Below are 24,665 nucleotides of genomic sequence, written 5' to 3'. Positions count from 1 at the left end.
CTGGCACGCGTGATGGTTGCGCTCCCTCGGCTCCGCGTTCGTACCGCGCGAATTGCCGACCCGGGCGGGCTGCTGCAACTCGCGCCCGTCCCCGGCGCTGGACAGCTGCGGGAGCTTGCCGTGTGGTTGCGCCGCGGCGACGGCATCGTCGGCCGCGGCGAGGTCTGGCGAGCCGAGTTCTCGGGGCCTGACCGCATCCGCGAGGCGCGCGAGGCCTGGCAGCAGCTAGTCGAGGCGAGCGAGATCTCTGACGAGGTGCAGTTGCCCTCGACCGGGCTCGTCGCGTTCGGCGCCTTCGCCTTCGCCGACTCGAGCGACGCGCAGAGCGTGCTGCGAGTGCCCGAGCTCATCTTCGGCCGCCGGGGCGGCGTCGCCTTCGTCACGCGGGTGACACTCGCGGGCGACGACGACCCCGAGGATGAGTCGGAGCCGGTGCTCGCCACCGCGCAGCTGCCGGTGCTCGCACCGATCGGCGACTTCGCGCCGCTGGCGTTCCGTGAGGGCGTGATGACCGCCGCGCTGCACCACGACGCCGTCGCCGAGGCCGTCGAGCGCATCCGCGCCGGCGAGCTGTCGAAGGTCGTCATCGCGCGCGACCTGCTCGCGCCGATCGCTGCCGGGCAAGACTTCCGCGCCGTGCTCGCGCGCCTCGCCGAGGCCTACCCCGAGACCTGGACCTACGCCGTCGACGGGCTCATCGGCGCCAGCCCCGAGATGCTCGTGCGGGTGATCGACGGCGCGGTCACGGCGCGCGTGCTCGCCGGCACCGCGCCGCGCGAGGCCGAGACCGGGGCCGACGCCGAGGCGGCCGAGGCGCTGCGCGCATCCGCGAAAAATCGCGAGGAGCACCGCTACGCCGTCGAGTCGGCGCTCGGGTCGCTGCGCTCGCTCGACCGCCATGAGGAGCCCGACTCGGGGCTGACCTCGTCACCCGAGCCGTTCCTGCTCGAACTACCGAATGTGTGGCACCTCGCGAGCGACATTCGCGGCACCCTGCCTCGCGACGCGAGCGTGCTCGACCTCGTCGCCGCCCTGCATCCGACCGCCGCGGTCGGCGGCACGCCGCGCGAGGCGGCGCTCGCCGCGATCGACAAGCTCGAACCCTTCGACCGGATGCGCTACGCCGGCCCCGCGGGCTGGCTCTCGGCCTCGGGCGATGGCGAGTGGGTCGTCGCGCTGCGCGGCGCCGAGTTCGCGACGGATGCGGTGACCGCCTTCGCCGGCGGCGGCATCGTCGGCAGCTCCGACCCCGACGAGGAGTTCGCCGAGACGCTGCCGAAGTTCCGGCCGATCGTCGAGGCGCTCGGGGCGACGGTGGGGCCGGAGGGGTACTAGAGCAGCGCACATTCGTGCCGTTGTTCGTCGCATGACGCTGCCCGTGGCCGCACGGTGCGGGCGCGTTAGGGTGGGCACGTGCGCTGCCCGGGCGCGCTCGAGCCGATGTCGCAAGAGCTCTGGCTGACCCCGCTCGCGGAGGGGTTTGTCACGTCGATCTTGCTCATTGGCGCCACGGGAGGCGTTTGGGCTTCAGGGGGTGTTCGGCACGTTCTTCGTGCTCGGGGTGGTCGCGTTTGCCGTGTTGCTGCGGGTGCTGTCGAACACGTCGGGCGTCTCGCGAGAGGCACTTGAGGCGAAGCTTGCACGCGCTCCCCGTCGGGTTGTCGAGTATCGCTGCGGCCGTAACCGCGTCTCTCCGAGAAAACCGGCCTAAGCCAAACCCCTACTTGCTCGATTCCTTCAGGCGCTTGAGCTCGGTCTTCGGGTCAAAGTCGGCCTCGGGCCAGTCGAGCTCCAGGCCGCGCAGCGTGTCCAGCAGCAGCCCCTTCACGAACAGCCGCGAGAACCACTTGCGGTCGGCGGGCACGATCCACCAAGGTGCCTCGGGCGTCGAAGTGCGCTGGATCGCGATCTCGTAGGCCTGCTGGTACTCATCCCACAACTCGCGCTCGTCGATGTCACCCGGGTTGTACTTCCAGTGCTTGTCCTCGCGCTCGATGCGCTCGCGCAGGCGCTCCTCCTGCTCATCCTTCGAGATGTGCAGAAACACCTTCACGACCTTGGTCCCGGCGGCAACCAGGCCACGCTCGAAGTCAACGATCGCCCCGTACCGCCGCTCGATTTCCTCCGCGGGCGCGAGCGAACGCACCCGCTGCACGAGCACGTCTTCGTAGTGCGAGCGGTCGAAGACGCCGATGAACCCTGGTTTTGGCACCTGCTTTTCGATGCGCCAGAGGAAGTCATGCGCGAGCTCCTCCTCGGTCGGCCGCTTGAACGACGCGAGCTGCAGGCCCTGCGGGTCGACCGAGCCGAACACGTGGCGGATGATGCCGCCTTTGCCCGCCGTGTCCATACCCTGCAGCACGAACAGCACGCTCGGCGCGTTCGGGTCATCGACCCGCGCCTTCGCGTACATGCGCTCCTGCAGGTCAGAGAGCTCCTTGTCGCGAACGGTGAGGAGTTCCTTGCCGATCGCCTTCTCGTTCTTCTTCGCCGTGAAGCCCGGGGTTTCGTCGGGTGCCAGGTCGCCAATCGAGAACTGATCGTCAGTGATCCGCGCGCGCAGCGCATCCTCGAGGTAGATGTAGTCAGTGATGTCGGCCATGGCACCGAGCCTAGACCCGCCCCACTGAAGCGCTACTCGGTGTCGACGTCGGTTTGGCCCTGCTCGGCGTCGAGCGGCACCTCGATGACGATGCGCGGCGACGTCTGGTCGGTGAGCGCCTCCTCGAGCTGCGAGCGCGTCGTCGCGCGGCGGTAGCCCCAGCCGAATGCGTCGGCGATCGCCTCGATGTTGACCTCGCGACCGGTGCGCATGACGCGCTCGAACGCGGTGGCGTCGGCAGTGTCGGCGACCTCGAGGCCGTCGAAGATCGTGCCGCCGCCGTCGTTGCCGACGACGATCTGCAGCCGCGGCGCATCCTCGCCGCCCTGCATGACGAGCAGCGACGAGGCGTCGTGCACGAACGCGAGGTCACCGACGAGCAGGCGGGTCATGCCGGCCCGCGAGCTCAGCTCGTCGCCGTGCTGGCTCGCGTCGGCGACGCCGAGCGCGGTCGCGATCGTGCCATCGATGCCGGCGAGGCCGCGGTTCGCGTGCACGCGCAGGCGCTTGCCGGGCGCGCGGCTGTCGAGGTCGCGAATGAGCCGGGATGCGGCGACGACCAGCCGGTCATGCGGCCACGTGTGCCGCCACAGGGCGTCGACGAGCATGTGCCGGTTGACCGGCTCGCGCGAGACGGCGAGCTCCTGCTGGCCGAAGCGCGCGCGGTCGCGAAAATCGCGGCTGCGCGAGGCCTCGATGTCGGGAGCCGGGGCATCCGAGCCCTGCTCGAGCACGAGGGCGCGGGATGCGTCGAGCCAGCCGGCAAGCATCCGGTCGGCCTCGCGGCGCAGCTGGAACATTTCATCGCTCGCGCCGAGTCGCGTCGCGCCGAACGCGAGCACCTTGACGTCGTCGACGTGCTCGGCCGTCTTCGTCGGCTTGAACGCCGGCGCGCCGGGCCGGTCGACGACGATGACCCGGAGGCGAGGCCGCTTCAGCAGCGCCGTCACTTCGCGGCTCAGGGTCGGATGCCCGAGGACGATCGCGAGTTCGAGTCCGTCACGCAGCCCCGGCACCGTGCTCGACTCACCGAGTAGCTGACGGTAGGCGACGACGAGGTTGCGGCCGAACCGGGCACCGCTCGACACTTCGGCCACGAGCGGCCAGCCGCCCTGGCGCGCGATGCGCTCGGCACTCGGGCCGGCGCCGTCGCCCGCGATGACGATGCTGACGGGCCAGTCGGCCGGGTCGAGTTCGGCGATCTCGAGCGGGGTCACGCTGTCGTGCGCCGACGCCCGCAGCTTCGCGGGCGCGGACTTGTGCTGTTCGATGGTCGCGGTGATCTGCGCCGCGAGCTCGGTGCCGATGCCCCGGCCGAGGATGCGCGCATCGCCGCCCTTGCCCGGCCACGCGGCCTCGGCCGCCTCGAGCTCGGGCGACACCGGCGACGCGAGCGCCTCGACTCGGCCGCTCAGGTCGGGCACGATGCCCGAGAGCGGCTCTCGGTAGGCGACGTTGAGGTGCCAGGCCGTGCGCGCGGACGCGAGCTCCTTGCCCGCCCCTGCCGCGAGCGCGAGACTGAGCTCGTCGTCGTCGGGGGCGCCGAGCGTGGTCGTGTTGATGAGCGGACCGAATATGCCGCTCTGCACCGTGGTCTGGTTCGCGCCTGTGCCGATGAGTTCCTTCGGCCGATCGCCCGTGAGGGCGATGAGGGGCACGCCCGAGTGGTGCGCTTCGAGCATCGCCGGATGGAGGTTCGCAACCGCCGTGCCCGACGTCGTGATGACCGGCACCGCGCGGCCCGACTCGCGGGCGAGGCCGAGCGCGAAGAACGCGGCGCCGCGCTCATCCACCCGCACGTGCAGCCGCACGGCGCGCACCCGCTCAAGCTCGGCGGCAACCAGCGCGAGCGCCTGCGAGCGCGAGCCCGGGCACACGACAATGTCGCGCACCCCACCGTTCACCGCCGCGACGAGCAACTCAACTGCTGCCGCGAGCGCGGCGCTCACGAGCGCGTGCCTTCGGAATCCGAGTCGGGGCCGGTGCCCGGAGTGTCGCCGAGGTTGTCGTCGCCCTCGCGGGGCTGCTCGTCGTCGGGCTCGATGGTGGGCAGCGCGCCGGTGTGGTTCGACGGATGCTGGTTCATGCTTGTACGGCGCGCCTGCTCGATCTCGTCGTCGAGCTTTCGCATCTCGTCTTCGAGCTCAGCGATGCGGTCGTCGTGCGCCTTGTCGTCTCCGATGCTGCGCAGGTAGTCGATGTCGTTGTCGGGCGCGCGCTGATCCTTGCCGACGGGACCCTTGCCCATGAAGATCCAGAGCAGCGGGCCGATCACGGGCAGCAGCAGGACGATAACGAGCCAGATTGGCTTGCGGAAAATCCGGGTGCGGTTGGCGTCCGACATTGCGCAGTCAACGACTGCGTAGACCGTCAGCGCGACGGCGACGACCACTCCGAGAATTATCCAGCGACCCATACCCGTAGATTCTACCTTCGCGAGCCTGACGAACCGTCAGAGCCGGGGATTCGTAGACTGGTTGTGATGAAGACTTCACGCGCCTGGATCATCTACACGGTCGTTCGGCTGCTCGCGTTCGCGGTGCCGTTCGTGCTCGTCATGCTGCTGCTGCCGACCGTGCAGTGGAATTGGCTGATCGCCGTGGTGATCGCCTCGATCATCGGCTTCGCCGTGTCGCTGCTGTTCCTGCGCTCCGAGCGCCTCGCGATCGGCGGCGCGATCATGCAGCAGCGCGAGGGTCGCGTCGCCGGGGCGGATGCCGAGGCCGAGGATGCGCTGCTCGATGAGCACGCGCACGAGGAGCCGGATGCGGTGGCCGAGTCGGACGAGCCGGCCACCGGCTCGGTGCCCGAGAACGATCCCGACGTCGAGATCGAGCACGACACTGACACCGACACCGACGCCCCGGAAACGACCGAGGCCGCCGATCTCGACAAGACCGACGACCCCGATACTCAGGCCAAGTAGCGCTTAGCCGAGGTACGCCGGCACCACGGCCGGCGTGATGTTCGGCACGATGATGCCGATCGCCATGATGATCGCCCAGGCGAACGAACCGAGCGACGTCAGCTTGAGCGCGAGGATGAGGTCGCGCGGCGTCTCGGACGTCGAGGTGATGACGACGGCCGGGCCGAGAATCAGCAGCGTGAACAGCGCGAAGCCCGACAGCGGGTAGACGAGCATGAACATGATCGTCGCAACGAACGGCGCGAGCGCGAAGACGCCGAAGAAGATGCGGCCCGTGCCGCGGCCGACGAGCACGGCGAGCGTGCGCTTGCCGGCGTTGCGGTCCTGGTCGAGGTCGCGCAGGTTGTTCACCATGAGCACGGCGCAGGCGAACAGGCCCGCGGCGGTGCCGAGTACCCAGGCGTTCGATGGCACGAACAGCACCTGCGTGTAGGCGGTGCCGACGGTCGCGACGAGGCCGAAGAAGCTGAAGACGAAGACCTCACCGAGGCCCGCGTAGCCGTAGGGACGCTTGCCGCCGGTATAGAACCACGCGGCGAGAATCGCGAGCACGCCGATGGCGAGCAGCCACCACTGTTCGGTGCGCACGACAAGGAACAGCCCGGCGACCGCCGCGAGCGCGAAGAAGAAGAAGGCGAGGTTGCGCACGCGCTTCGGGTCGACGCCGCCACCGCCCGTGAGTCGCGCCGGGCCGACGCGCACGTCGTCGGTGCCCCGGACGCCGTCGGAGTAGTCGTTCGCGTAATTCACGCCGATCTGCAGGCAGAGCGCCACGGCGAGCGCGGCGAGCGCCCGCACCCAGTGGAACTCGCCGGGCTGCGCGCTCACGGCCGAGGCGAAGCCGAGCAGCACGGGCGACACGGCCAGCGGCAGGGTGCGCAGCCGCGCCCCGGAAATCCAATCGCGCAGGGTCACGTTGCGCGCGTTCGCCTGCTTTCGCGGTTGCTGACTGGGGTTGCTGCGTTTCTGTTTGGCCACCCAGTGATTCTAAGTCGGGTCGGCTTCGAGGCGGCGCGCGAGCGATTCCACGAGCTCGCGCAGCGCGCGCCGGTTGGGCTTTCCGCTCGCGAGGCGCGGCAGCTCGGGAATGCGCGCGGTGAGCGCCGGCCGCGCGGCCGCGCCGAGCGGTGCGAGGGCCGAATGGATGCGCTGCCACCTCGCATCCGTGCCTGCGTCGAGCACCCCGGCGCCGAAGGATGCCGCGTCGGCCGTCGGCTGGCCCGGCGACGGCTCCTCGCCCGAGGGCGGATCCTGCGTCGAGCGGCCGCCCGAGGGCGAGTCGATCGTCGGCCCGCCAGCTGCGGAGTCGGCGGCGATCAGCGCGACGCGCTCGCCCCACTCGCGGCTCGCCACGGCGACCGCGACGACCTCGTCGAAGGCGCCGGCTGAACTCGCGGCGAGCGTCACCTCGTCGAGGTTGACCTTGACCCCGCCCGAAATGATCACGCTGTCGAAGCGCCCGGTGACGGCAATCGTGCCGGTCGCCTCGACGTCGAGGCCGAGGGCCCAGGGGCCGTCGCCGCTCACCGTGCCGGCGTCGCCCGTGCGGTACCAGCGGTCGTCGGCCTCGTCGGTCACGAAGGCCTCGGCGGTGCGCTCGGGGTCGCCGAGATAGCCGAGCGCGAGCGACGGCGAGGCGACCCAGAGCTCGCCGTCAACCTGCCGCATCCGCACGCCCGGCAGCGGCTTTGCGTTGTAGGCGGCACCACCGCTCGTCTCGCTCGAGCCGTATGTCGTCGTGACCGGCCAGCCGAGCCCGCGGGCCTCGGCGAGCAGTTCCCGCGGCGTCGCCTGCCCGCCGACCAGGATGCCGTGGAAGCGCGCGAGCGCGGCCCCGACCCGCGCATCCTCCCGGGCCGCGTCGACGAGCCGGCGCAGCTGCACCGGCACGAGCGACACGTAGCGCCGCTCGCCGGTGAGGCGCGCGGCGTCGGCGATGAAGCCCTCGGGAGTGAAGTGCTCGCCCGAGGCGACGACCGGCTCGCTGCCCGCGACGATCGAGCGCACGAGCACCTGCGCGCCCGCGATGTAGTGCGCGGGCAGTGTGAGCAGCCACTGCTCGCCGCCGGCGTGCGCCCCGCCGAGGCGGAGGTGCGTCGCGCGCGCCCCCGCCATGAGCCCCTCGGCGGTGAGCAGCACGCGCTTCGGCGCCGCAGTCGAGCCGCTCGTCTCGATGACGAGGGCGACGTCGCCTGGTACGGTCACGCCGCGCAGCTCGTCGCTCGACCCCGACCAGCCGGCCGGGCGCGGCAACAGCGCCGGCCCCTCCCCCGCGAGCGCCGCGCGCAGCTGGGCGAAGAACTCGGCGGTGTCGTCGACCGCGACCTCGCGCAGCTCGCGCGAGCCGAGCATCCGGCCCATTAGTAGTACCAGGGGTACGGCGCCCAGTCGGGGTCGCGCTTGTGCAGGAACGCGTCGCGGCCCTCGACCGCCTCGTCGGTCATGTACCCGAGGCGGGTCGCCTCGCCGGCGAAGAGCTGCTGGCCCACAAGCCCGTCGTCCTGCAGATTCATCGCGTACTTGAGCATGCGGATGGCCGTGGGCGACTTCGTGAGAATCGTCTCGGCCATGCTCAGGGCCTCGGTCTCGAGCTCGGCGTGGGGCACGACACGGTTCACGGCGCCGACCTCGTAGCCGCGCTGCGCGTCGTATTCCTCGGCGAGGAAGAACGCCTCGCGAGCGAACTTCTGGCCGACCTGCTTCGCGAAGTAGGCCGAGCCGTAACCCGCGTCGAACGAGCCGACGTTGGCGTCGGTCTGCTTGAACATGGCGTGCTCGCGCGACGCGATCGTGAGGTCGGTGACGACGTAGAGCGAGTGCCCGCCGCCGGCCGCCCAGCCGTTGACGACCGAGATGACGACCTTCGGCATGAAGCGAATGAGGCGCTGTACCTCGAGGATGTGCAGGCGACCCGCGCGCGCCTTGTCGACCGAGTCGGCGGTGTCGCCCTCGGCGTACTGGTAGCCGTCACGGCCGCGGATGCGCTGGTCGCCACCCGAGCAGAACGCATAGCCGCCGTCCTTTGGGCTCGGGCCGTTGCCGGTGAGCAGCACGACGCCGACGCGCGGGTTCTGGCGGGCGTCGTCGAGCGCGGTGTAGAGCTCGTCGACGGTCTTCGGGCGAAACGCGTTGCGCACCTCGGGGCGGTCGATCGCGACGCGCGCGATGCGGCCGGTCGTGTCGAGGTGGTACGTGATGTCGGTGAAATCGAACTGCGACACCCGCTGCCAGCGCGACGGGTCGAAGACGTCAGAAACCTGCTCGGTAGTCATATAACCACCGTAGTCGTCCGCCGCGAGCTACCAGTTGATGGGGGCGTCGGGCAGGGTGCCCCCGTTGATGATGAACTGCAGGATCGTGTTGAGCACGAGCCAGGCGGGCGCCGCGCCGACGATGAAGCTGCAGATGAACGCGAAGATGCCGGTCGCGCGGCCCGACTTGAAGAAGATCGCGTAGAGCGATGCGGTGATCGACACGAAGCCGAGCGTGCCCGCGATGAGCAGCCACATCTGCAGCTCGAACTGTCGGCCGATGCCGAAGAAGTTGAAGAGGTAGAGGCCCGTGATGATGTCGGCGGCGAGCGTCAGCACGGCCCCAAACATCGCCCAATGCCCGACGCGCCAGCTGAGCGGGTTGAGCATCTGGTCGACCCATGGCAGCGGCACCACGGTGGCGTGCCGGTACGAGGGGTCGCGGTCGCGCTTGCGGCGCGGGCCGCCAGCGACGCTCTGCTCGATCGCCATTCGATTCCGTTCGGGCTGGTAGGGATGTGACTGCTGATTAGTGTAGTGCGCGCTCGCCGGGCAGCTAATTCGACCTGGCGCAGCCGGGCGCGCGAAGATGAGCACATGCCTGCCCCGATCGTGCCACTCGACGAGCTCCTCGCCCGCACCCACATCGTGTCGCTGCCGTTGAACACGAAGTTCCGTGGCGTGACCCGCCGCGAGGCGGCGCTCATCGAGGGCACCGCCGAGGTCGCGGGGCAGCCCGTGTGGAGCGAGTTCTCGCCGTTCCTCGAGTACGGCCCCGCCGAGGCGGCGACCTGGCTCGCGGCCGCAATCGAGTACGGCTTCTCGCCCACCCTCGAGCGCCGAGGGTCGGGCTCGGTGCCCGTCAACGCGACGGTGCCGGCCGTCGCCGCCGAACGCGTCGCCGAGGTGCTCGCGCGCTACGACGGCTGCGAAGTCGTCAAGGTCAAGGTCGCCGAGCGCGGCCACTCGCTCGCCGACGACCTTGCGCGGCTCGAGGCGGTGCGCGAGGCCGCGCCGGATGCCAGGCTTCGCATCGACGCGAACGCTGGCTGGTCGGTGGCCGAGGCCGCGGCGGCGCTGCGCACCCTCACCGACGCCGGCTTCGAGTTTGAGTACGCCGAGCAGCCGGTCGCCACGATCGACGAGCTCGTCGCGCTGCGCGAGACGCTCGCGGGCGGCCCGGCCGCACGCATCCGCATCGCCGCCGACGAGCTCGTGCGCAAGGCGAGCGACCCGCTCCAAGTCGCCCGCTCGGGCGCCGCCGACCACCTCGTCGTCAAGGCCCAGCCGCTCGGCGGGGTGAGCCGCGCGGCCGAGATCGTGCGCGCATCCGGTCTCACCGCAACCGTGTCGAGCGCCCTCGACACCTCGGTGGGCATCGTCATGGGCGCGCAGCTCGCGGCGCTGTTGCCCGAGCCCGCATTCGCCGCGGGCCTCGGCACGGTCTCGCTCTTCGCCGACGAGGTGAGCGAGCCGCGGCGCCCCGTCGGCGGCTGCATCTCGCTCGCCCCGGTCGTGCCCGACGAAGCCGCGCTACGCACGAACGCCGCCCCGAAGGAGCGGCGTTCGTGGTGGTTCGAGCGGATGCGCGAGTGCTACGCGCGGCTCGAGGCCAAGTAACTTCTCGGCGGCCTACAGGCCCGAGTACGAGTGCAGGCCTTTGAAGAACACGTTGACGATGCCGAAGTTGAACATCACCGTCGCGAAGCCCACGATCGCGAGCCAGGCTGACGGCGTGCCGCGCCAGCCCTTCGTGCTGCGCGCGTGCAGGTAGCCGGCGTAGACCACCCAGATGATGAAGGTCCACACCTCCTTGGTGTCCCAACCCCAGTAGCGGCCCCACGCAGCCTCGGCCCAGATCGCGCCGGCGACGAGCGTGAAGGTCCAGAAGATGAAGCCGACAACGTTGACGCGGAAGGCCAAGTCCTCGAGGCGCTCCGAGCCCGGCAGTGCCGAGAGCGGGCCACGCTTCGCGGCCTCGCCGGCGCGCACGCGGGCCTCGCGGCGCTGCTGCAGCAGCTGCAGCACCGAAAGGCCAGAGCCGAGGGCGAGGAAGCCCGTCGCAAGTGACGCGATGAAGACGTGAATGACCAGCCAGTAGCTCTGTAGCGCCGGCTGTAGCGGCATGACCTCGACGCGGAAGCCGACGGTTGCGATGCCGAGGAACAGCGTCACCATGCCGGTGATGAAGGTGCCGAGGAACCGGAGGTCTTGCCAGAGCTGCGAGACGAGGAACACGAGCACGATGAGCAGCGTCGCCGTGAGCGTGAACTCGTACATGTTCGACCACGGCACGCGTCCGGCCGCGAGGCCGAGGGTGAGCGCCGACGTGAAGTGCGCCGCGAAGCCGACGAGGGTCGCGACCATCGCGGCGGGCAGGAAGCGCGTCGCGCGCAGGTCGCGCCAGCTTTCACCGCCGCCAGCCCTGGTCGCGCGCACGGCGGTGCCGCCTGAGCTGCTCGCCTCGGGTGCCTTCGAGGTCACGATGCCCGCGCCGCTCGCATCCGCGTGGCTCACGGTCGCGCCGACGAGCTCGCGCGAGGTTGCGCCGAGCGCCGAGCCCGAGTTGCGGGCGGCCGCGGCGCGCTTCGCCTCGGTCGAGCCGCGGCCCGAGAGGTCGAGGGCGAAGAGGATGAACGCCAAGGCATAGACGCCCATGGCGACGTAGTACGCGATGTCCGACCAGTTGATGAGGGATTCGATCATGTGAGGTGTTGCTCCGAGCGGCGAGGATCCGCCGACATTCTGGTTGCGCCGGGGCGCAACCGAGTCAGGATTCGCCGCTCGACGAGGCGGCGGCAGGGTGCTTCAAGGATACGAGTTCGCGTGTGCAGGCGTCTACGAGTTCATTCACGGCCCGCGCAAGCTGCGGGTCCTCCCCGCGCGCGAGGCCGGCGAATTCGACGAGCACGCCGTCGTCGGTGGCCTGCACCTTGACCCAGATGCGGCGGCGCGGCACGAGCAGCGACGAGATGAGGCCGGCGATCGAGAGGAACACGAACACGGCCACCGGCACGCGCGTGTGGTCGCGTTGCACGTCGAACGACGCGTAGCGAGGCACCTCGGCGTCGAGCGAGATGGTGCCGAGGCCGTTCGGCAGCTCGACCGTCTCGCCCGGGCGCAGCTGCATCGCCTCACCGTGGTCGCCGCCCGCGACCTGCGTGAGGTTCTCGGTGTCGAGGCGATAGACCGAGGTTGGCACGCCGTCGTCGAGGCCGAGGTCGCCAACGTAGACGTTGAGCGAGAGCATCGGGTCGAGCAGGTCCTGGTTGGTCGACGTGAACGCGCCCGACTCGAGCTGCGATGCCGTCGGGTAGAAGAAGCCGACCATGCCGACCTGCTCGGCCAGCCCATCCGGAATCTTCACGACGCCGGTCGAGGTGAGGAACGAGTCCTGCGGAATGAAGACGACCGAATCATGGAACACCTCGTTGCCGTCAGGGTCGCGCACCGTGACCGTCGGCGCGTAACCGTTCGCGAGCAGGTAGGTGTCGGTGCCGTCCATGCGCAGCGGCTCGTTCACCTTGATGACGTCCTGGTACGCCTCCTGGCCCGGATGCTGCACCGTCACGTTCGCGGTGTAGTCGGTCGGAATACCGATGGCGTTCTGGTTTTCGTCCTCGTACGTCACCTGCAGATCGTCGAGCTTGACCGAGAAACCGGGAATCTGCGAGGGCGTGAAGAAGCGACCGGGCGTGAACGACGAGTAGCTGACGAGGCCGTTGACGTACGACTGCCCCTCGACGAGCACGCGCTGGCCGTGCCAGTTGAAGCCCGAGAGCACGCCGACCGAGATGATCACGCCGAGCATACCGACGTGGAAAATGAGGTTGCCCGTCTCGCGCAGGTAGCCGCGCTCGGCCGACACCGACAGGGTGCCGGCGCGCTTACCCCGGGGCTGGGTCTCGTAGAGCGTCGTGCGGTAGCGGCGCGACTTGAGCAGTCGCTGCGCCGCGGCGATGATCTCGCCCTCGCGGCCAGTCCAGCGCGCGTCGAGCTTCAGTGTCGCGTACGCATCGAGGCGCTGCAGCCGCGCCGGAGTGCGGGGCGGCTTCGAGCGCAGGGACCGGAAGTGGTGCACGGTCCGGGGCAGGATGCAGCCGACGAGCGACACGAACAGCAGCAGGTATATTGCCGAGAACCACCACGACGAGTAGACGTCGAACATGCCCCACTCGTCGAGCGTCGGCGCCGTGTCGGGGTGGTTCGTAAAGTACTGGGTGACGCCGTTCGGGTCGCTCGAGCGCTGTGGCACGAGCGAACCGGGCACGGCCGCGATGGCGAGCAGCAACAGCAGGATGATCGCCGTGCGCATGCTCGTGAGCCAGGTCCAAAGGTTGCGCAACACCGTCACGGCGCGCGCTCCGGGCCCGCGGGGTGTGCCTGCGGGCTGCTTCTTCGGCGCGCGAATGCTGGGTTCGAACCCCTCGCTGCCGGCGTCGATGTGATCAGAGGGGCGCGACATATCCGGGAAGAATAGATGCGATGTAGGAGACGAACAGCTGCCACACGCCAGCAACCATGAGCACGCCGATCAAGATGATCAGGGCGGCGCCAATGAGGTTGATGGTGCGAATGTGCCGCTTGAGCCAACCGATCCAGCCCGTCGCCGAGCTCCAGAACACGGCGGCGAGCACGAATGGGAGGCCGAGGCCGAGGCAGTAGGCAAAGGCGAGCAGCGCGCCGCGACCGGCCGAGGCCGAGTCAAACGAGAGCGACTGGATCGCGACGAGGGTCGGGCCGATGCACGGCGCCCAACCGAGCGCGAAGATCGCGCCGAGCAGGGGTGCACCGACGAGGCCGGCGGGGGCGCGGCTCAGCTTGATCGTGCGCTGCCAGGGGCCCGCCATGCCCATGAACACGAGGCCCATGAGAATTACGACGATGCCGAGGATGCGCGTGATCGGGTCTTGGTAGCGCAGGAACCAGACGCCGAGCTGGCCGAAGAATGCGCCGGTGACGACGTAAATCACCGAGAAGCCGAGCACGAACAGCAGGGCGCCGAGCGCGACGCGACCGCGGGCCGGGGCCGCGGCCTCGCGCACCGCGGTGGCCGTGCCGCCCGACGCGACCGACTCGCGCGCATCCTGCTTGTTCGTGTCGGACTTCTTGGAATCGGAGACCGTGCCGAGCATGCCGATGTACCCGGGAATCACGGGGAGCACGCAGGGCGAAGCGAACGAGATGAGCCCGGCGAGCAGCGCGATCGGCAGCGCCGCGAGGAGCTGCCCGCTGATGATGACTTCGCCGGGGTTCACGAGCTACTCGGCGAGCGCGTCGTCGATCATCGAGCTGAGCACCGAGGTGTCAGCCAGGCCGCGAATCACGGCGGCGACCGAGCCGTTGCGGTCGAGCACGAGGGTCGACGGGATCGCCTGCGGCGACACGTTGTCGGCGAAGGCGAGGCGCACGCTCGCGTCATCGACGTCGAGGATGCTCGGGTACGTCACGCCGAACTCGTCGGCGAACGACTGGGCGGTTGACGCCTGGTCGTACACGTTGACGCCGACGAACTGCACGCCGTCGTCTTCGTAGTTCTCGTTGACGGTCTGCAGGTCGGCGGCTTCGGCGCGGCACGGCGGGCAGGCCGCGTACCAGAAGTTGACCACGACGACCTCGCCGGCGTAGTCCTCGCTCGAGAAGGTGTCGCCCGACTCGGTCTGGCCCTCGAAGGCGATGGGGTCGGCGCGCTGGTCGGCGGGGAAGATCTCCCACGAGCCGTCGCCCGAAACGTAGCCCTGCTCAGAATCTGCGGCGTACTGCTGCGCGAACTCGTCGTTGGCGCAGCCGGTGAGGGCGAGGGCCGCGGCGAGGCCGAGCGCGGTTGCGGTCACTCGGCGGTGTCGTCTGCTCACACAGCTCCCTGGTCGGTGGCCCCAGCGAGTTCGCTGGCGGCCGGTTCGTGATAATCGGCTTCGATGAAGCCGGTTGCCGGGTGGTATTCGAGCACAGTGATGCTCGAAAGGGCGCAACGGCGCTTGGCCGGGTTGTGCGGGAGTGGCCGGTGGGTCACGGCCCGATGCACCATCCAGATCGGCAATTGGTGTGTCACCACGATAACATCCTCGCCCTCCGCTGCGGCCGCGTGCTCGAGCAGCGAGGCCTTCATGCGGGCGACGATTTCGGTGAACGGTTCGCCCCAGCTCGGCACCCACGGCAGGGCGAAGTGCGGCCAGTTGCTCGGCTTGCGCCAGGCACCGTCGGGGCCGCCCAGTCGCTGGCCCTCGAAGACGTTCCAGGGCTCGACAATGCGGTCGTCGATGACCGGCTCGAGCCCGAGGGCCTTGGCGACCGGCGCCGCCGACTCCTGCGTGCGCACGAGCGGCGAGACGACGAGGCGCCCGGCCGGCACGTTGCGCGCCGCGAGATCGTCGGCCGCGAGCTTCGCCATGCGATGGCCGCGCTCGCTCAGGTGATAGTTCGGCAAGCGCCCGTACAGAATGCCCTCGGGGTTGTCGACCTCGCCGTGCCGCACCAGGTGGATTCGCTGCTCCTGCATAGTCGCAAGCCTAGCGAGACGCGCCTGCGTAGGCTGATCGCATGAAGGAATGGATCGAGTATCGGCGCGGCCTCGACCGCGAGCTGCTGGGCTGGATACGCTCCGACGGCGCCTAGCCGCGGCTGAGTCGCCACTGGGAAGGCACGTGCGCGCGGCGCCGGGCGACTAGGATGGCGGGGTGACTCAACGAACCGTGATTGCCGAACTTGCCGGACTCGAGGATGGACCGGTCAAGGTTCAGGGCTGGGTAGACACCGTCCGCGACCAGAAGAAGGTGCAGTTCGTCGTGCTTCGCGACGAGACCGGCGCCCTGCAGCTCGTGAACCCGCGCAGCGAGGGCCGCGAGCAGATCAGCGACACGATCTCGTCGCTCGCGCAGGGCACCATGCTCACCGTCACCGGCGAACTCAAGAAGGATGAGCGCGTGAAGCTCGGTGGCCTCGAGGTGAAGGTCGGCGAGATCATCGTCGAGTCGGAGGCCGACCCCGAGACGCCGATTGCCGACGACACGTCGATCGACAAGCGCCTCGACTGGCGCTTCCTCGACCTGCGCACGCCGCGCAACAACACGCTCTTCCGCGCCCAGACCACCTTCACGCACGCGATGCGCGACTACTGGTTCGAGCGCGACTACATCGAGGTGTTCACGCCGAAGCTCATGGCGAGCGCGTCGGAGTCGAACGCCGAGCTGTTCAAGGTCGACTACTTCGACCGCCCCGCGTACCTCGCGCAGTCGCCCCAGTTCTTCAAGCAGATGGCGCAGTCGGCTGGCTTCGGCAAGATCTTCGAGATCGGCCCCGTGTTCCGTGCCGACCCGTCGTTCACCTCGCGCCACGCGACCGAGTTCACTGGCGTAGACGCCGAGATCTCGTGGATCGACTCGCACGCCGACGTCATGAACATGCAGGAGGAGCTCATGCGCACCGCCCTGCAGGCAGTCTCGGAGCGCCACGGCGACGCGATCAAGCAGCACTTCGACGTCGATGTGAAGGTGCCCGACGTGGCGTTCCCGCGCATCCCGCTGCTCGAGGCACGCGAAATCGTGCAGTCGCGAGGCCACAAGTTCGAACGCGGCGACCTCGACATGGATCCCGAGGGCGAGCGCGAGATCGGCCGCTGGGCGCTCGAAGAGCACGGCAGCGAGTTCGTGTTCCTCACCGACTACCCCGTTTCGATCCGCCCGTTCTACCACATGCGGCACGAGCACGACGCATCGCTGACGAAGTCGTACGACCTCATCTGGAACGGCGTCGAGATCTCGACGGGCGCGCAGCGCGAGCACCGCATCGACGTGCTCGAGCAGCAGATCCGCGAGAAGGGCCTCGAGCCCGAGGAACTCTCGTTCTACCTCGACTTCTTCCGCTACGGCGCGCCCCCGCACGGCGGCTTCGGCATGGGCCTCGCCCGCATGATGATGCTCATGCTGCACCAGGCGAACCTGCGCGAAGTGACCTACCTCTTCCGCGGCCCGAACCGCCTCACGCCGTAACGCGCATCCGCTTCGGCGCCGCTTGGCGCCACGACTCGACCCCCGTGCAGCTCTTGCGCGGGGGTCGAGTCGTTTCGGCTAGGCGCGCGCCCGGTCGAAGAGCGGCTTGAAGGTGAAGCCGGCGATGAGCGCGCCGAGCGTCGGGAACACGAGGAACACCCAGAGCTGCGTGAGCGGCTCGGCGCCGCCGAACACCGCGGTGGCGATGGACCGCGCCGGGTTGACCGAGGTGTTCGAGACCGGGATGGTCACGAGGTGGATAAGGGTCAGCGTGAGTCCGATCGCGAGTCCTGCGAACTTCGTGCCGCGCGTCTCGTGGGTGACGCCGAGAATCACGTAGAGGAACAGCGCCGTGAACACGGTCTCGATGATGATGACGGCGCCGAGGCCGAAGCCGCCCGGCGAGAGGGAGTCATAGCCGTTCGACGCGAAGCCGGCCTCCTGCGCCGACGCGAGCCAGCCCTCAGGTCCGAACGAGCCAATGGCGAAGAGGACCGCAGTGGCGAGCACGCCGCCGACGATCTGCGCGACGACGTAGCCGAGCACACCCGACCAGGGGAAGCGTCCGGCGGCGGCAAGGCCGACCGTCACGGCGGGGTTGAAGTGCCCGCCCGAAATCGGGCCGAACGCGTACGCGCCGGCGATGACGGTGATGCCGACCGCGAGCGCGACGCCGACGAAGCCGACACCGAGCGAGGTGCCCTCGGGGCTCGCGCCGAAGTTCGCCGCGAACAGCGCCGTGCCGATGAGGCCGATCACGAGCAGGAAGGTGCCCGCTGTCTCGGCGAAGAGCGTCGCCATCAGGGTCGGCGCGGTGGGTGTGTGGTCGAGGTCAGTCGGGGTGATTGGGGCGTCGGACTTGGGATCTGCGGCCATGGCGACCTTCTTCGTCGTGTCACGAACTCGGTGGCGCTGGGTGCACTCACCGTGAGCGGCGTGCAATTTTGACGCTAGTGGAACGGGCCACCCATGAATAGAGAGGTGACGCAATCTTTCGCCGGGCGGCGCGGTCGGGTTCGCGCGGCGTGCGGTTGCCGCTTAGGACGAGGCCATGGCGGCCGGCAGCGCCACCGAAATCACGAGGGCAATGATGACGGTGTTGAAGACGTAGGCGATCACGTTGTGGGTGAGCGCGTTGCGGCGCGAGCGCCGGGTCTCGAACATGCCCTTCGCCAAGTTGTAGCCGGTCGACACCTGCAGCGACACGAGCAGAAAGTCCACGAACGACGGCGCCTCGCGCGATTCGATGAACTCGCCGCCGTCGGCCGCCCAGTCGCGCAGGTACCGCACCGCGAACGCGACGACGATGAGCATCCAGGAGGCGACCATCGCGACGAGCGCGCCGTAGCTCGCGAGCGGGCTCTCGCGCACGCCCGGCACGAGGATGAACGCGATCACGCAGATCAGCGAGATGCCGCCGGCGCCGATCGCGGTTGACACCTCGTCGAAGCCGGCCCAGCGCAGTTGACGCTCTTCGTCTGCGTTGCGCGGTGACGAGAAGCGCGCGAGCGTGGCGAGGTCCTCCCCCGCAACCCCGCGGAACGCCCAGAGCGTCAGCGGCACGTAGGAGAGCACACTCGTCGCCTGCATGACGGCGTAGGCGAAGATGACCGGAACCGCGAGGCGCTCGAGCCGCTCGAGCCACGTGGCTGCCTCGTCGATGTCGCTGAATCCGGGGAACAGCAGCGGCACGAGCACCGAGATACCGATGGCGCCGACAATCCACTGCCGGTGGTCCTCGCGCGCGAGCCAGCGCGGTTGCACCGCCTGACTGCTGCCGCTGTCATTCTTCCGCCGCCCCAGACCCATGTGCCCGAGGGTAGTGGATGCGGTGGGGCGGGTTCGGCGCCGCAGGCACACCGTTCCCAGCATTTTCTTGTGGCCCAACTTGCTGCGGATCCCGCGGAAATCCTGAACGGCGCCTCAACGCGCGGCCGCGAATCGGTACGTAACCTCGTGCCGATGCAAACTCTGGGTGATCGGCTTTCAAGCCGCGAAAACGGCCTTGACGTCCTGCGCTTCCTCCTCGCCGCGGTCGTCATCGTCTCCCACACCTGGCTCATTTCGGGTTTCAGCTCGCATCCCACCCGCGGCCTCGGCGAGTGGGCGGTGTTCGCGTTCTTCGTGCTGAGCGGCTACTTGGTCACCGCATCCGCCGCCCGCATGCCGCTCGGCCCGTACCTCTGGCGGCGCGCGCTGCGCATCTTCCCCGGGGCTGTGGACGGTGCTGCTGGTAACCGCATTCGTGTTCGCGCCCCTCGCGTCGATCCTCTCGATGCAGCACTACGACTTTGACGACGCCGTGAGCTACGTCACGAAGAACGCGCTGCTCGAGGTGAATCAGTCGACGATCGATGGCACCCTCGAGCTCGAGCCGTACCGGGCGACCTGGAACGGCTCGCTCTGGACCCTCATGTACGAGGGCGCCGCGTACCTGGCAGTCGGCGTGCTGTTTCTGAGCAAGTGGGTGCGCGGGCACCTGCACCTCGTGATTCCGGTGTTGTTCGTCGCGGCGAGCGTCGCACTGCCCCTCGCCCGCTACTTCCTCGCCGGGATGCTCCTCTACGTCTTCCGCGAGCGCATCAGTCTGAAGCCCTGGCTGCCGATCGCCTGCGCGGCCGCGGTCATCCCGCTCGCGACGATGGGCTGGGGCACCTACCTCACGCCGCTGCCGCTCGCGCTCGCCGTGCTCTGGGCGGGTGCGGTGCTGCCGCTGCGCATGCCGCACCGCGTCGACGTCTCGTACGGCATGTACATCTGGGCGTTCCCGATTCAGCAACTGATCATGCTGTTCGGGCTCGGCTGGCTGAGCCCATGGGTGACCGCGGTGATCGCGTTCACGATCGTCGTGCCGCTCGCGTGGCTGTCATGGACCTTCGTCGAGTCGCCGGCGCTTCGGCTGCGCCGGCTCGTACCGACGCGCCCGGGAGACAGCGAAGCGGCGCGAAGCCGGGGCCCCGCGCCGCTCGCATCACCCGTGGCCGCTACAGGTCGGCGTAGAGCAGCTCTGGCTGCTCAATCCGGTCAGTCACGAAGGTGAGGAACTGGCTCGCGGCCTCGCCGTCGCAAACACGGTGGTCGAAGACGAAGCTGAAGGTCGCGACCTTGCGCAGCGCGATCTCGCCGCGGTAGGCCCACGGGCGATCCTTGATGCGCCCGATGCCGAGCATCGCCGCCTCCGGCTGGTTGATGATCGGCGAGGCGCCGTCGACGCCGAAGCCGCCGTAGTTATTCAGCGTGAAGGTGCCGCCGCGCAGGCGCTCGGGCGGGAACTTGCCCTCGCCCGCCGCGGCGACGACCTCGCCCACCGCATCCCGCAGCTGGCGCAGGTTCATCGACTCGGTGTGGTGCACGACCGGCACGACGAGCCCGCGCGGGGTCTGCGCCGCGAGGCCGAGGTTGATGCGCCCGTGTTCGATGACGGCGTCGCCGTCGAAGCTCGAGTTGAGGCGCGGATGCTTGCGTAGGCCCGCGACGACGAGGCGCGCGATGAGCGTCGTGATGCTGAACTTCTCGCCCGTCGCCTGTTGCAGGCTGTGGCGCAGCTCGATGAGCGGCGTCACGTCGACGTCGAGCCAGATCGTCGCCTTTGGCACCTCGGCGTGCGAGGAGGCCATGTGCTTCGCGGTGACGGCGCGCATGCCGCTGAGTGGCACCCGGCGGTCGCCGAAGTTGGCGGCATTCTGGGCGGCGAGCTCGGCGGTCGCGGGCACGTCGGACTGCAGCTGCGCGATGGCCGCGCGCACGTCGTCGCGCAGCACGAGGCCGTTCGGGCCGGTGCCCTGCAGGTGCCGCGCGTCGAAGCCGGCTTCCTTCGCCTCGCGGCGCACGAGCGGCGACATGACGGGCGAGTTGCGCGACTCGTCGAGCTGGCCGGTGGTTGCGGGGTTGGCGGTGGCTGCCGAGCCGGCAGATGCTGCAGGTGCGGCCGCGACGCGAGCGGATGCGGTGGCCGGGCTCGCGGCGGCGGTCGCGTGGTTCGCGGGGTTCGCGGCGGATGCTGTGCTCGCGCCGGTCTCGTAGCTCTCGGCCACGGGTTCGGCGCACTTGCTGCGGCGCTTGAAGCGGCCGCCCTCGGGGCGCTTCAGCCGCGCCTCGCTGTCGTTCGTGCCGTAACCGATGAGCACGGCACCCGAGCCTGCGTTGACGCCGGTGCCGTCGGCGCGCTCGGCGGGTTCGGTGGCCTGCGCTGGGGCGGGAGCCGGCACATCCGACTCGAGCTGCGCATCCGCGCCGACACCGACCGTCAGCAGCACCTGGCCGGCGTTGAGCGTGTCGCCGACCGCGCCGCCGAGCGACACGACGGTGCCGGCGTAGGGCACGGGCAGTTCTACGATCGACTTGGCCGACTCGACCTCAACGACGAGCTGGTCGATGTGCACCTCGTCGCCGACGGCGACCTTCCAGTCGACGATCGTCGCCTCGACGAGGCCCTCGCCGAGGTCGGGCAGGATGAATTCGCGGTTCATGATCACCACTCCCAGGTGTCAAGTGCGGCGAGCACGCGCTCGGCGGTGGGCAGGTAGAACTCCTCGAGCTTCGGCGAGGGGTAGGGAATGTCGAAGCCGGTGACGCGCAGCACGGGGGCGTCGAGCCAGTGGAAATTGCGTTGCATGACGCGGGCAGCGACCTCGGCGCCGTAGCCGCCAAACTGGGCGGCCTCGTGAATCACCGCAGCGCGCGAGCACTTGCGCACCGAGGCCGACACCGTCTCGTCGTCGAATGGCGAGAGCGAGCGCAGGTCGATGACCTCGACGCTGAGCCCCTCCTCGGCGCCGAGCTCGGCTGCACGCAGGGCGACCTCGACGGTCGGGCCGTAGCTGAGCAGCACGACGTCGTCGCCCTCGCGCAGCACGCGGGCGCGGTTCCAGTCGGTGCCGGGCTCGTCGCGGCGCACCTCGCCGCGGGTCCAGTAGCGGCGCTTCGGTTCGAAGACGATCACCGGATCTTGCGAGTCGATCGCGTGGCGCAGCTGGTGGTAGGCGTCGTGCGCGTTCGAAGGCGTGAGCACCGTGAGGCCCGGGGTGTGGGCCCAGTAGGCCTCCGACGAGTCGGAGTGGTGCTCGACGCCGCCGATGCCGCCGCCGTAGGGGATGCGGATAACGAGCGGCAGCTCGACCCGACCGCGCGTGCGGTTACGCATCTTCGCGACGTGCGAGAAGACCTGCTCGAGTGCCGGGTAGCTGAACGCGTCGAACTGCATCTCGACGACGGGGCGCATGCCCGCCATCGCCATGCCGATCGCGGTGCCGACGATGCCCGACTCGGCGAGCGGCGAGTCCCACACGCGCTGCGGGCCCCACTTTGCGGCGAGGCCGTCGGTGACGCGGAAGACGCCACCGAGCGGGCCGACGTCTTCGCCGTAGACGACGACCCGGTCGTCGGCGGCGAGCGCGTCGTCGAGCGCCGCGGTGAGGGCGGCGGCGATGCTCAGGGTCTCGGGCGCGGATGCGGTGGGCACGTCGCGCTCCTCGGGCTCGGCCGCGGCGGCGGTTTCGTAACCGGTGTCGATCATGGTCATGCCTCCCTCGTTGCGAGCTCGGCCGCCAGCGCATCGCGCTGCTCGCGCAACGCCGCGCGCGGCTCCGCATAGACGTGCTCGAACAGTTCGAGCGGGTCGACCGTGACGTCCTCGTTCATGACGTCGCGGGTGAGCTGTGCGATTTCCTCGGCCTCGGGCACCTCGGGCAGCTCGCCCGTGGCCGCGAGGTAGCGCTCGAGCCGCTCGATCGCATCCTGCTCGCGCCACGCATCCGCCTCGGCCGACTCGCGGTAGCGGCTCGGGTCGTCGGAGTTCGTGTGCGCCTCGAGGCGGTACGTGCGCGCCTCGATGAGCGTGGGGCCCTGGCCGGCGCGGGCCCGCTCGGCGGCCTCGCGCACGACCGCGATGACGGCCGCGACGTCGTTGCCGTCGACGCTGACGCCCGGCATGCCGAGGCCGGCGCCGCGGTCGGCGATCGAGCGCGAGCGGGTCTGGTGCTTCAGCGGCACCGAGATGGCGTACTGATTGTTCTGCACGAAGAAGATGGTGGCGGTTTGCCAGGTCGCGGCGAAGTTCATCGCCTCGTGGGCGTCACCCTCGCTCGTCGAGCCATCGCCGAGGTAGGCGAGGGCGACAGTGTCGCGGCCCTGCAGGTGCTCGCCGTGCGCGAAGCCGACGGCGTGCAGCGACTGGGTCGCCAACGGGGTCGAAAGCGACGAGGCGCGCCACTCATACGGGTCGTAGGCGACGTGCCAGTCGCCGCGGAAGAACGCGAGGATCTCGCGCGGGTGCATCCCGCGGGCGAGCAGCGCCGACGACTCGCGATAGGTCGGGAAGAGCCAGTCGCGGTCTTCGAGGCCGAGCACGCTGCCGACCTCGCCGGCCTCCTGGCCGTAGGCGGATGGGTAGGTCGCGAGGCGACCCTGGCGGGTGAGCGCGGTGACCTGCGCCTCCCAGCGGCGGGCGATGACCATGCGTCGGTAGGCCTCGACGAGCGTGTCGCGGTCGGGCAGCTCGTACGCGCCCTCGACGGGTTCGCCAGCCGCGTTGAGCAGCTGAATGGGTGAGTCGCTGGGAAGCAGCGACGCGACGTCGTTGTCTCGCATGGCTCCAGGATGCGCCGGGCCGCCGGGCCGCACGAGGCCTGGGAAGGAGGCGTGGTCGCCTTGCCCAATCGTCCGTGAAGTTTCGCCGTTTGTCTGGTGTTTTGGCGTGTTTGGGGGCCGTTTGTCTGGGTGACTTTAGTCGGGTTACTCGCCGGTTTCGCCGTCGATCGACTCGCGCAGCAGGTCGGCGTGGCCGTTGTGGCGGGCGTACTCCTCGATAAGGTGCACGAGGATCCAGCGCAGCGAGACTGGATCCTCGCCTTTCCAGATCTCATAGCTCGAGTCGAGCGCGGCGACGCGGCCGCGCTCGCCCGTCACGTGGTTGATGACCGCGCACGATGCGTCGACGGATGCCCGCCAGAGTTCGCGAAGCTCGTCGCCCGACGTCGTGCTCACGAGGTGCCAGTCGGCGTCGTAGTCGGCCTGCCAGTCGGTGCTCGCCCAGGGCTCGTTGGAACTGCCGCCGACGTGCTGGGCGAGCCAGTTGTCTTCGACGTAGGCGAGGTGCGCGAGCATGCCGCCGAGCGACATCGTGCTCGGCGGGAGCGTCTGGCGGAGCTGCTCGTCGGTGAGCGATCGTGTCTTCCACTCGAGCGTGTCGCGCTGGAAGCCCAGGAAGCCGATCAGGGTCTCGTATTCGTCGCCGGTGAAGGGAGGTTCGGTGCGTCCGTGGTCGTCGATCGTCATGCGGGTGAGTTTGGCACGGTGGGGTGGGTGGGTGTGGTGTGTGCCGGGCCGAAGTCCGCCATCAGCCGCCCGCATCTCGGCCCGGAGCAAAGTCGTTGGCTCGTGGTGAAGTCATTCCGAGCGCCAGACAACGCTGCGTACCGGCGCCGAAAAATGTCGGAGGCTCGTGGTGAGGTAGTTCCACTCCCCCAGAATCCGTTGCCGATCCCTCTTCTCTCACCGCCCCGCAGCTTTGTCGGTGGCTCGTGATGAAGTAATCCCACTCCCCCAGAAACCGTTGCCGACTCGCTCCTCGACCACATCGTCGCGGTAAGGAAACTCCCAGCAAAAAGATCGCAACCAGGGCTCACGTTTTGGCCCGCTCACGCGTCTACAAGACAACAACGAACAGATCCACCCGGCTCCGAACAAACTGCCGCTGGGTCTGCTGAAGGTTTGGTTGAGTCCTTGACCGCGTAATCCTGAGAGGGTTGCGCTGGAAGGATGGCAGTCATGTCGATCAAGTACACGGACGAGTTCAAGCGGGATGCTGTCGCGCTTGTGGAGTCCGGCATCGCGCAGAAGGTGGTGTGCAAGGATCTCGGGATCTCGAAGACCGCGCTGCAGACCTGGGTGCGTGATGC

Annotated in this window: 25 protein-coding genes; 7 read left to right on the top strand and 18 right to left on the bottom strand. The window is 69.3% G+C overall.

The features are described 5' to 3' along the window. The first annotated feature begins 12 nt into the window (after positions 1 to 12). Positions 13 to 1,335 (top strand): isochorismate synthase, encoded by a 1,323-nt coding sequence (locus QM019_RS03355; protein ID WP_282851895.1) that lies wholly within the window; start codon positions 13 to 15, stop codon positions 1,333 to 1,335. 385 nt (positions 1,336 to 1,720) lie between these two features. On the opposite strand, the gene QM019_RS03350 is transcribed toward QM019_RS03355, so the two are convergent. The 3 genes from QM019_RS03350 to QM019_RS03340 are packed head-to-tail and all read right to left on the bottom strand — an operon-like array spanning position 1,721 to position 5,018. Beyond that, a complete protein-coding gene (locus tag QM019_RS03350; protein ID WP_125106755.1) occupies positions 1,721 to 2,602 on the bottom strand; it encodes a PPK2 family polyphosphate kinase in 882 nt (293 codons plus the stop codon). 32 nt (positions 2,603 to 2,634) lie between these two features. Continuing rightward, positions 2,635 to 4,551, bottom strand: a complete 1,917-nt coding sequence (gene menD / locus QM019_RS03345) for a 2-succinyl-5-enolpyruvyl-6-hydroxy-3-cyclohexene-1-carboxylic-acid synthase (RefSeq protein WP_282851853.1) — start codon at positions 4,549 to 4,551, stop codon at positions 2,635 to 2,637. Further along, on the bottom strand, positions 4,548 to 5,018 hold the full coding sequence (locus QM019_RS03340; protein WP_125106753.1) for a PLD nuclease N-terminal domain-containing protein: 471 nt from the start codon (positions 5,016 to 5,018) through the stop codon (positions 4,548 to 4,550). The genes menD and QM019_RS03340 overlap by 4 nt, the downstream gene beginning before the upstream one ends. 66 nt (positions 5,019 to 5,084) lie before the next feature. Between QM019_RS03340 and QM019_RS03335 the strand changes: the two genes are divergently transcribed. Next, the gene (locus QM019_RS03335; protein WP_282851852.1) at positions 5,085 to 5,528 is read left to right on the top strand and encodes a DUF4229 domain-containing protein; all 444 of its coding nucleotides are present in this window, start codon (positions 5,085 to 5,087) and stop codon (positions 5,526 to 5,528) included. 3 nt (positions 5,529 to 5,531) lie between these two features. On the opposite strand, the gene QM019_RS03330 is transcribed toward QM019_RS03335, so the two are convergent. The 4 genes from QM019_RS03330 to QM019_RS03315 are packed head-to-tail and all read right to left on the bottom strand — an operon-like array spanning position 5,532 to position 9,271. After that, entirely contained in the window at positions 5,532 to 6,506 is a 975-nt protein-coding gene (locus QM019_RS03330) for a 1,4-dihydroxy-2-naphthoate polyprenyltransferase (RefSeq protein ID WP_282851851.1), read from the bottom strand. 9 nt (positions 6,507 to 6,515) lie between these two features. Beyond that, positions 6,516 to 7,880: an AMP-binding protein gene (locus QM019_RS03325; RefSeq protein ID WP_282851850.1), complete on the bottom strand. Its 1,365-nt coding sequence runs from the start codon at positions 7,878 to 7,880 to the stop codon at positions 6,516 to 6,518. Between the two features lie 8 nt (positions 7,881 to 7,888). Next, on the bottom strand, positions 7,889 to 8,800 hold the full coding sequence (locus QM019_RS03320) for a 1,4-dihydroxy-2-naphthoyl-CoA synthase (protein WP_193128295.1): 912 nt from the start codon (positions 8,798 to 8,800) through the stop codon (positions 7,889 to 7,891). Positions 8,801 to 8,827: 27 nt separating this feature from the next. Further along, on the bottom strand, positions 8,828 to 9,271 hold the full coding sequence (locus tag QM019_RS03315) for a hypothetical protein (protein ID WP_125106748.1): 444 nt from the start codon (positions 9,269 to 9,271) through the stop codon (positions 8,828 to 8,830). 105 nt (positions 9,272 to 9,376) lie between these two features. On the opposite strand from QM019_RS03315, the gene QM019_RS03310 reads away from it, so the two are divergent. After that, positions 9,377 to 10,399: an o-succinylbenzoate synthase gene (locus tag QM019_RS03310; RefSeq protein WP_125106747.1), complete on the top strand. Its 1,023-nt coding sequence runs from the start codon at positions 9,377 to 9,379 to the stop codon at positions 10,397 to 10,399. A gap of 12 nt (positions 10,400 to 10,411) precedes the next feature. On the opposite strand, the gene ccsB is transcribed toward QM019_RS03310, so the two are convergent. From ccsB to QM019_RS03285, 5 genes are all read right to left on the bottom strand, one after another. Continuing rightward, positions 10,412 to 11,485 (bottom strand): c-type cytochrome biogenesis protein CcsB, encoded by a 1,074-nt coding sequence (ccsB, locus tag QM019_RS03305; protein WP_125106746.1) that lies wholly within the window; start codon positions 11,483 to 11,485, stop codon positions 10,412 to 10,414. A 64-nt stretch (positions 11,486 to 11,549) separates the two neighbouring features. Then, positions 11,550 to 13,244, bottom strand: a complete 1,695-nt coding sequence (gene resB / locus QM019_RS03300; protein ID WP_282851849.1) for a cytochrome c biogenesis protein ResB — start codon at positions 13,242 to 13,244, stop codon at positions 11,550 to 11,552. Then, the gene (locus QM019_RS03295) at positions 13,228 to 14,037 is read right to left on the bottom strand and encodes a cytochrome c biogenesis CcdA family protein (protein WP_282826110.1); all 810 of its coding nucleotides are present in this window, start codon (positions 14,035 to 14,037) and stop codon (positions 13,228 to 13,230) included. The genes resB and QM019_RS03295 overlap by 17 nt, the downstream gene beginning before the upstream one ends. A 3-nt stretch (positions 14,038 to 14,040) precedes the next feature. After that, the gene (locus tag QM019_RS03290; RefSeq protein ID WP_125106743.1) at positions 14,041 to 14,613 is read right to left on the bottom strand and encodes a TlpA family protein disulfide reductase; all 573 of its coding nucleotides are present in this window, start codon (positions 14,611 to 14,613) and stop codon (positions 14,041 to 14,043) included. Positions 14,614 to 14,630: 17 nt separating this feature from the next. After that, the gene (locus QM019_RS03285; RefSeq protein ID WP_282826114.1) at positions 14,631 to 15,278 is read right to left on the bottom strand and encodes a histidine phosphatase family protein; all 648 of its coding nucleotides are present in this window, start codon (positions 15,276 to 15,278) and stop codon (positions 14,631 to 14,633) included. Between the two features lie 178 nt (positions 15,279 to 15,456). Between QM019_RS03285 and aspS the strand changes: the two genes are divergently transcribed. Next, entirely contained in the window at positions 15,457 to 16,767 is a 1,311-nt protein-coding gene (aspS, locus tag QM019_RS03280) for an aspartate--tRNA(Asn) ligase (protein ID WP_193128298.1), read from the top strand. A 78-nt stretch (positions 16,768 to 16,845) separates the two neighbouring features. On the opposite strand, the gene aqpZ is transcribed toward aspS, so the two are convergent. Both aqpZ and QM019_RS03270 read right to left on the bottom strand, forming a co-directional pair. Beyond that, on the bottom strand, positions 16,846 to 17,643 hold the full coding sequence (aqpZ, locus tag QM019_RS03275; protein ID WP_428831952.1) for an aquaporin Z: 798 nt from the start codon (positions 17,641 to 17,643) through the stop codon (positions 16,846 to 16,848). 162 nt (positions 17,644 to 17,805) lie between these two features. Beyond that, complete coding sequence (locus QM019_RS03270) at positions 17,806 to 18,531, bottom strand: DUF1345 domain-containing protein (RefSeq protein ID WP_282851848.1); 726 nt, start codon at positions 18,529 to 18,531, stop codon at positions 17,806 to 17,808. A gap of 198 nt (positions 18,532 to 18,729) precedes the next feature. Between QM019_RS03270 and QM019_RS03265 the strand changes: the two genes are divergently transcribed. Beyond that, on the top strand, positions 18,730 to 19,062 hold the full coding sequence (locus QM019_RS03265) for an acyltransferase family protein (protein ID WP_282851847.1): 333 nt from the start codon (positions 18,730 to 18,732) through the stop codon (positions 19,060 to 19,062). After that, positions 18,992 to 19,807: an acyltransferase family protein gene (locus tag QM019_RS03260; RefSeq protein ID WP_282851846.1), complete on the top strand. Its 816-nt coding sequence runs from the start codon at positions 18,992 to 18,994 to the stop codon at positions 19,805 to 19,807. Before QM019_RS03265 ends, QM019_RS03260 begins: the two co-directional genes overlap by 71 nt. On the opposite strand, the gene QM019_RS03255 is transcribed toward QM019_RS03260, so the two are convergent. The 4 genes from QM019_RS03255 to QM019_RS03240 form a co-directional block, all read right to left on the bottom strand. Next, the gene (locus QM019_RS03255) at positions 19,752 to 21,236 is read right to left on the bottom strand and encodes a dihydrolipoamide acetyltransferase family protein (RefSeq protein WP_282851845.1); all 1,485 of its coding nucleotides are present in this window, start codon (positions 21,234 to 21,236) and stop codon (positions 19,752 to 19,754) included. The genes QM019_RS03260 and QM019_RS03255 overlap by 56 nt on opposite strands. Before the next feature lie 2 nt (positions 21,237 to 21,238). Beyond that, entirely contained in the window at positions 21,239 to 22,288 is a 1,050-nt protein-coding gene (locus QM019_RS03250) for an alpha-ketoacid dehydrogenase subunit beta (RefSeq protein WP_125106737.1), read from the bottom strand. Beyond that, positions 22,285 to 23,355 carry a thiamine pyrophosphate-dependent enzyme gene (locus tag QM019_RS03245; protein WP_282851844.1) on the bottom strand — a complete coding sequence of 357 codons (1,071 nt, stop codon included), beginning with the start codon at positions 23,353 to 23,355 and terminating at the stop codon, positions 22,285 to 22,287. Before QM019_RS03245 ends, QM019_RS03250 begins: the two co-directional genes overlap by 4 nt. Positions 23,356 to 23,499: 144 nt before the next feature. After that, entirely contained in the window at positions 23,500 to 24,042 is a 543-nt protein-coding gene (locus QM019_RS03240; protein WP_125106735.1) for a DinB family protein, read from the bottom strand. Positions 24,043 to 24,534: 492 nt separating this feature from the next. Here QM019_RS03240 and QM019_RS03235 point away from each other — a divergent pair. Next, the coding region (locus tag QM019_RS03235; protein WP_282851893.1) for a transposase at positions 24,535 to 24,665 on the top strand (131 nt) is incomplete at its 3' end.

Origin of the sequence: Gulosibacter sediminis, assembly GCF_030011715.1 — a bacterium.
GTDB lineage: Bacteria > Actinomycetota > Actinomycetes > Actinomycetales > Microbacteriaceae > Gulosibacter > Gulosibacter sediminis.
The sequence above is the reverse complement of the archived record's forward strand: the minus strand, read 5'-3'. Positions and strand labels throughout refer to the sequence as shown.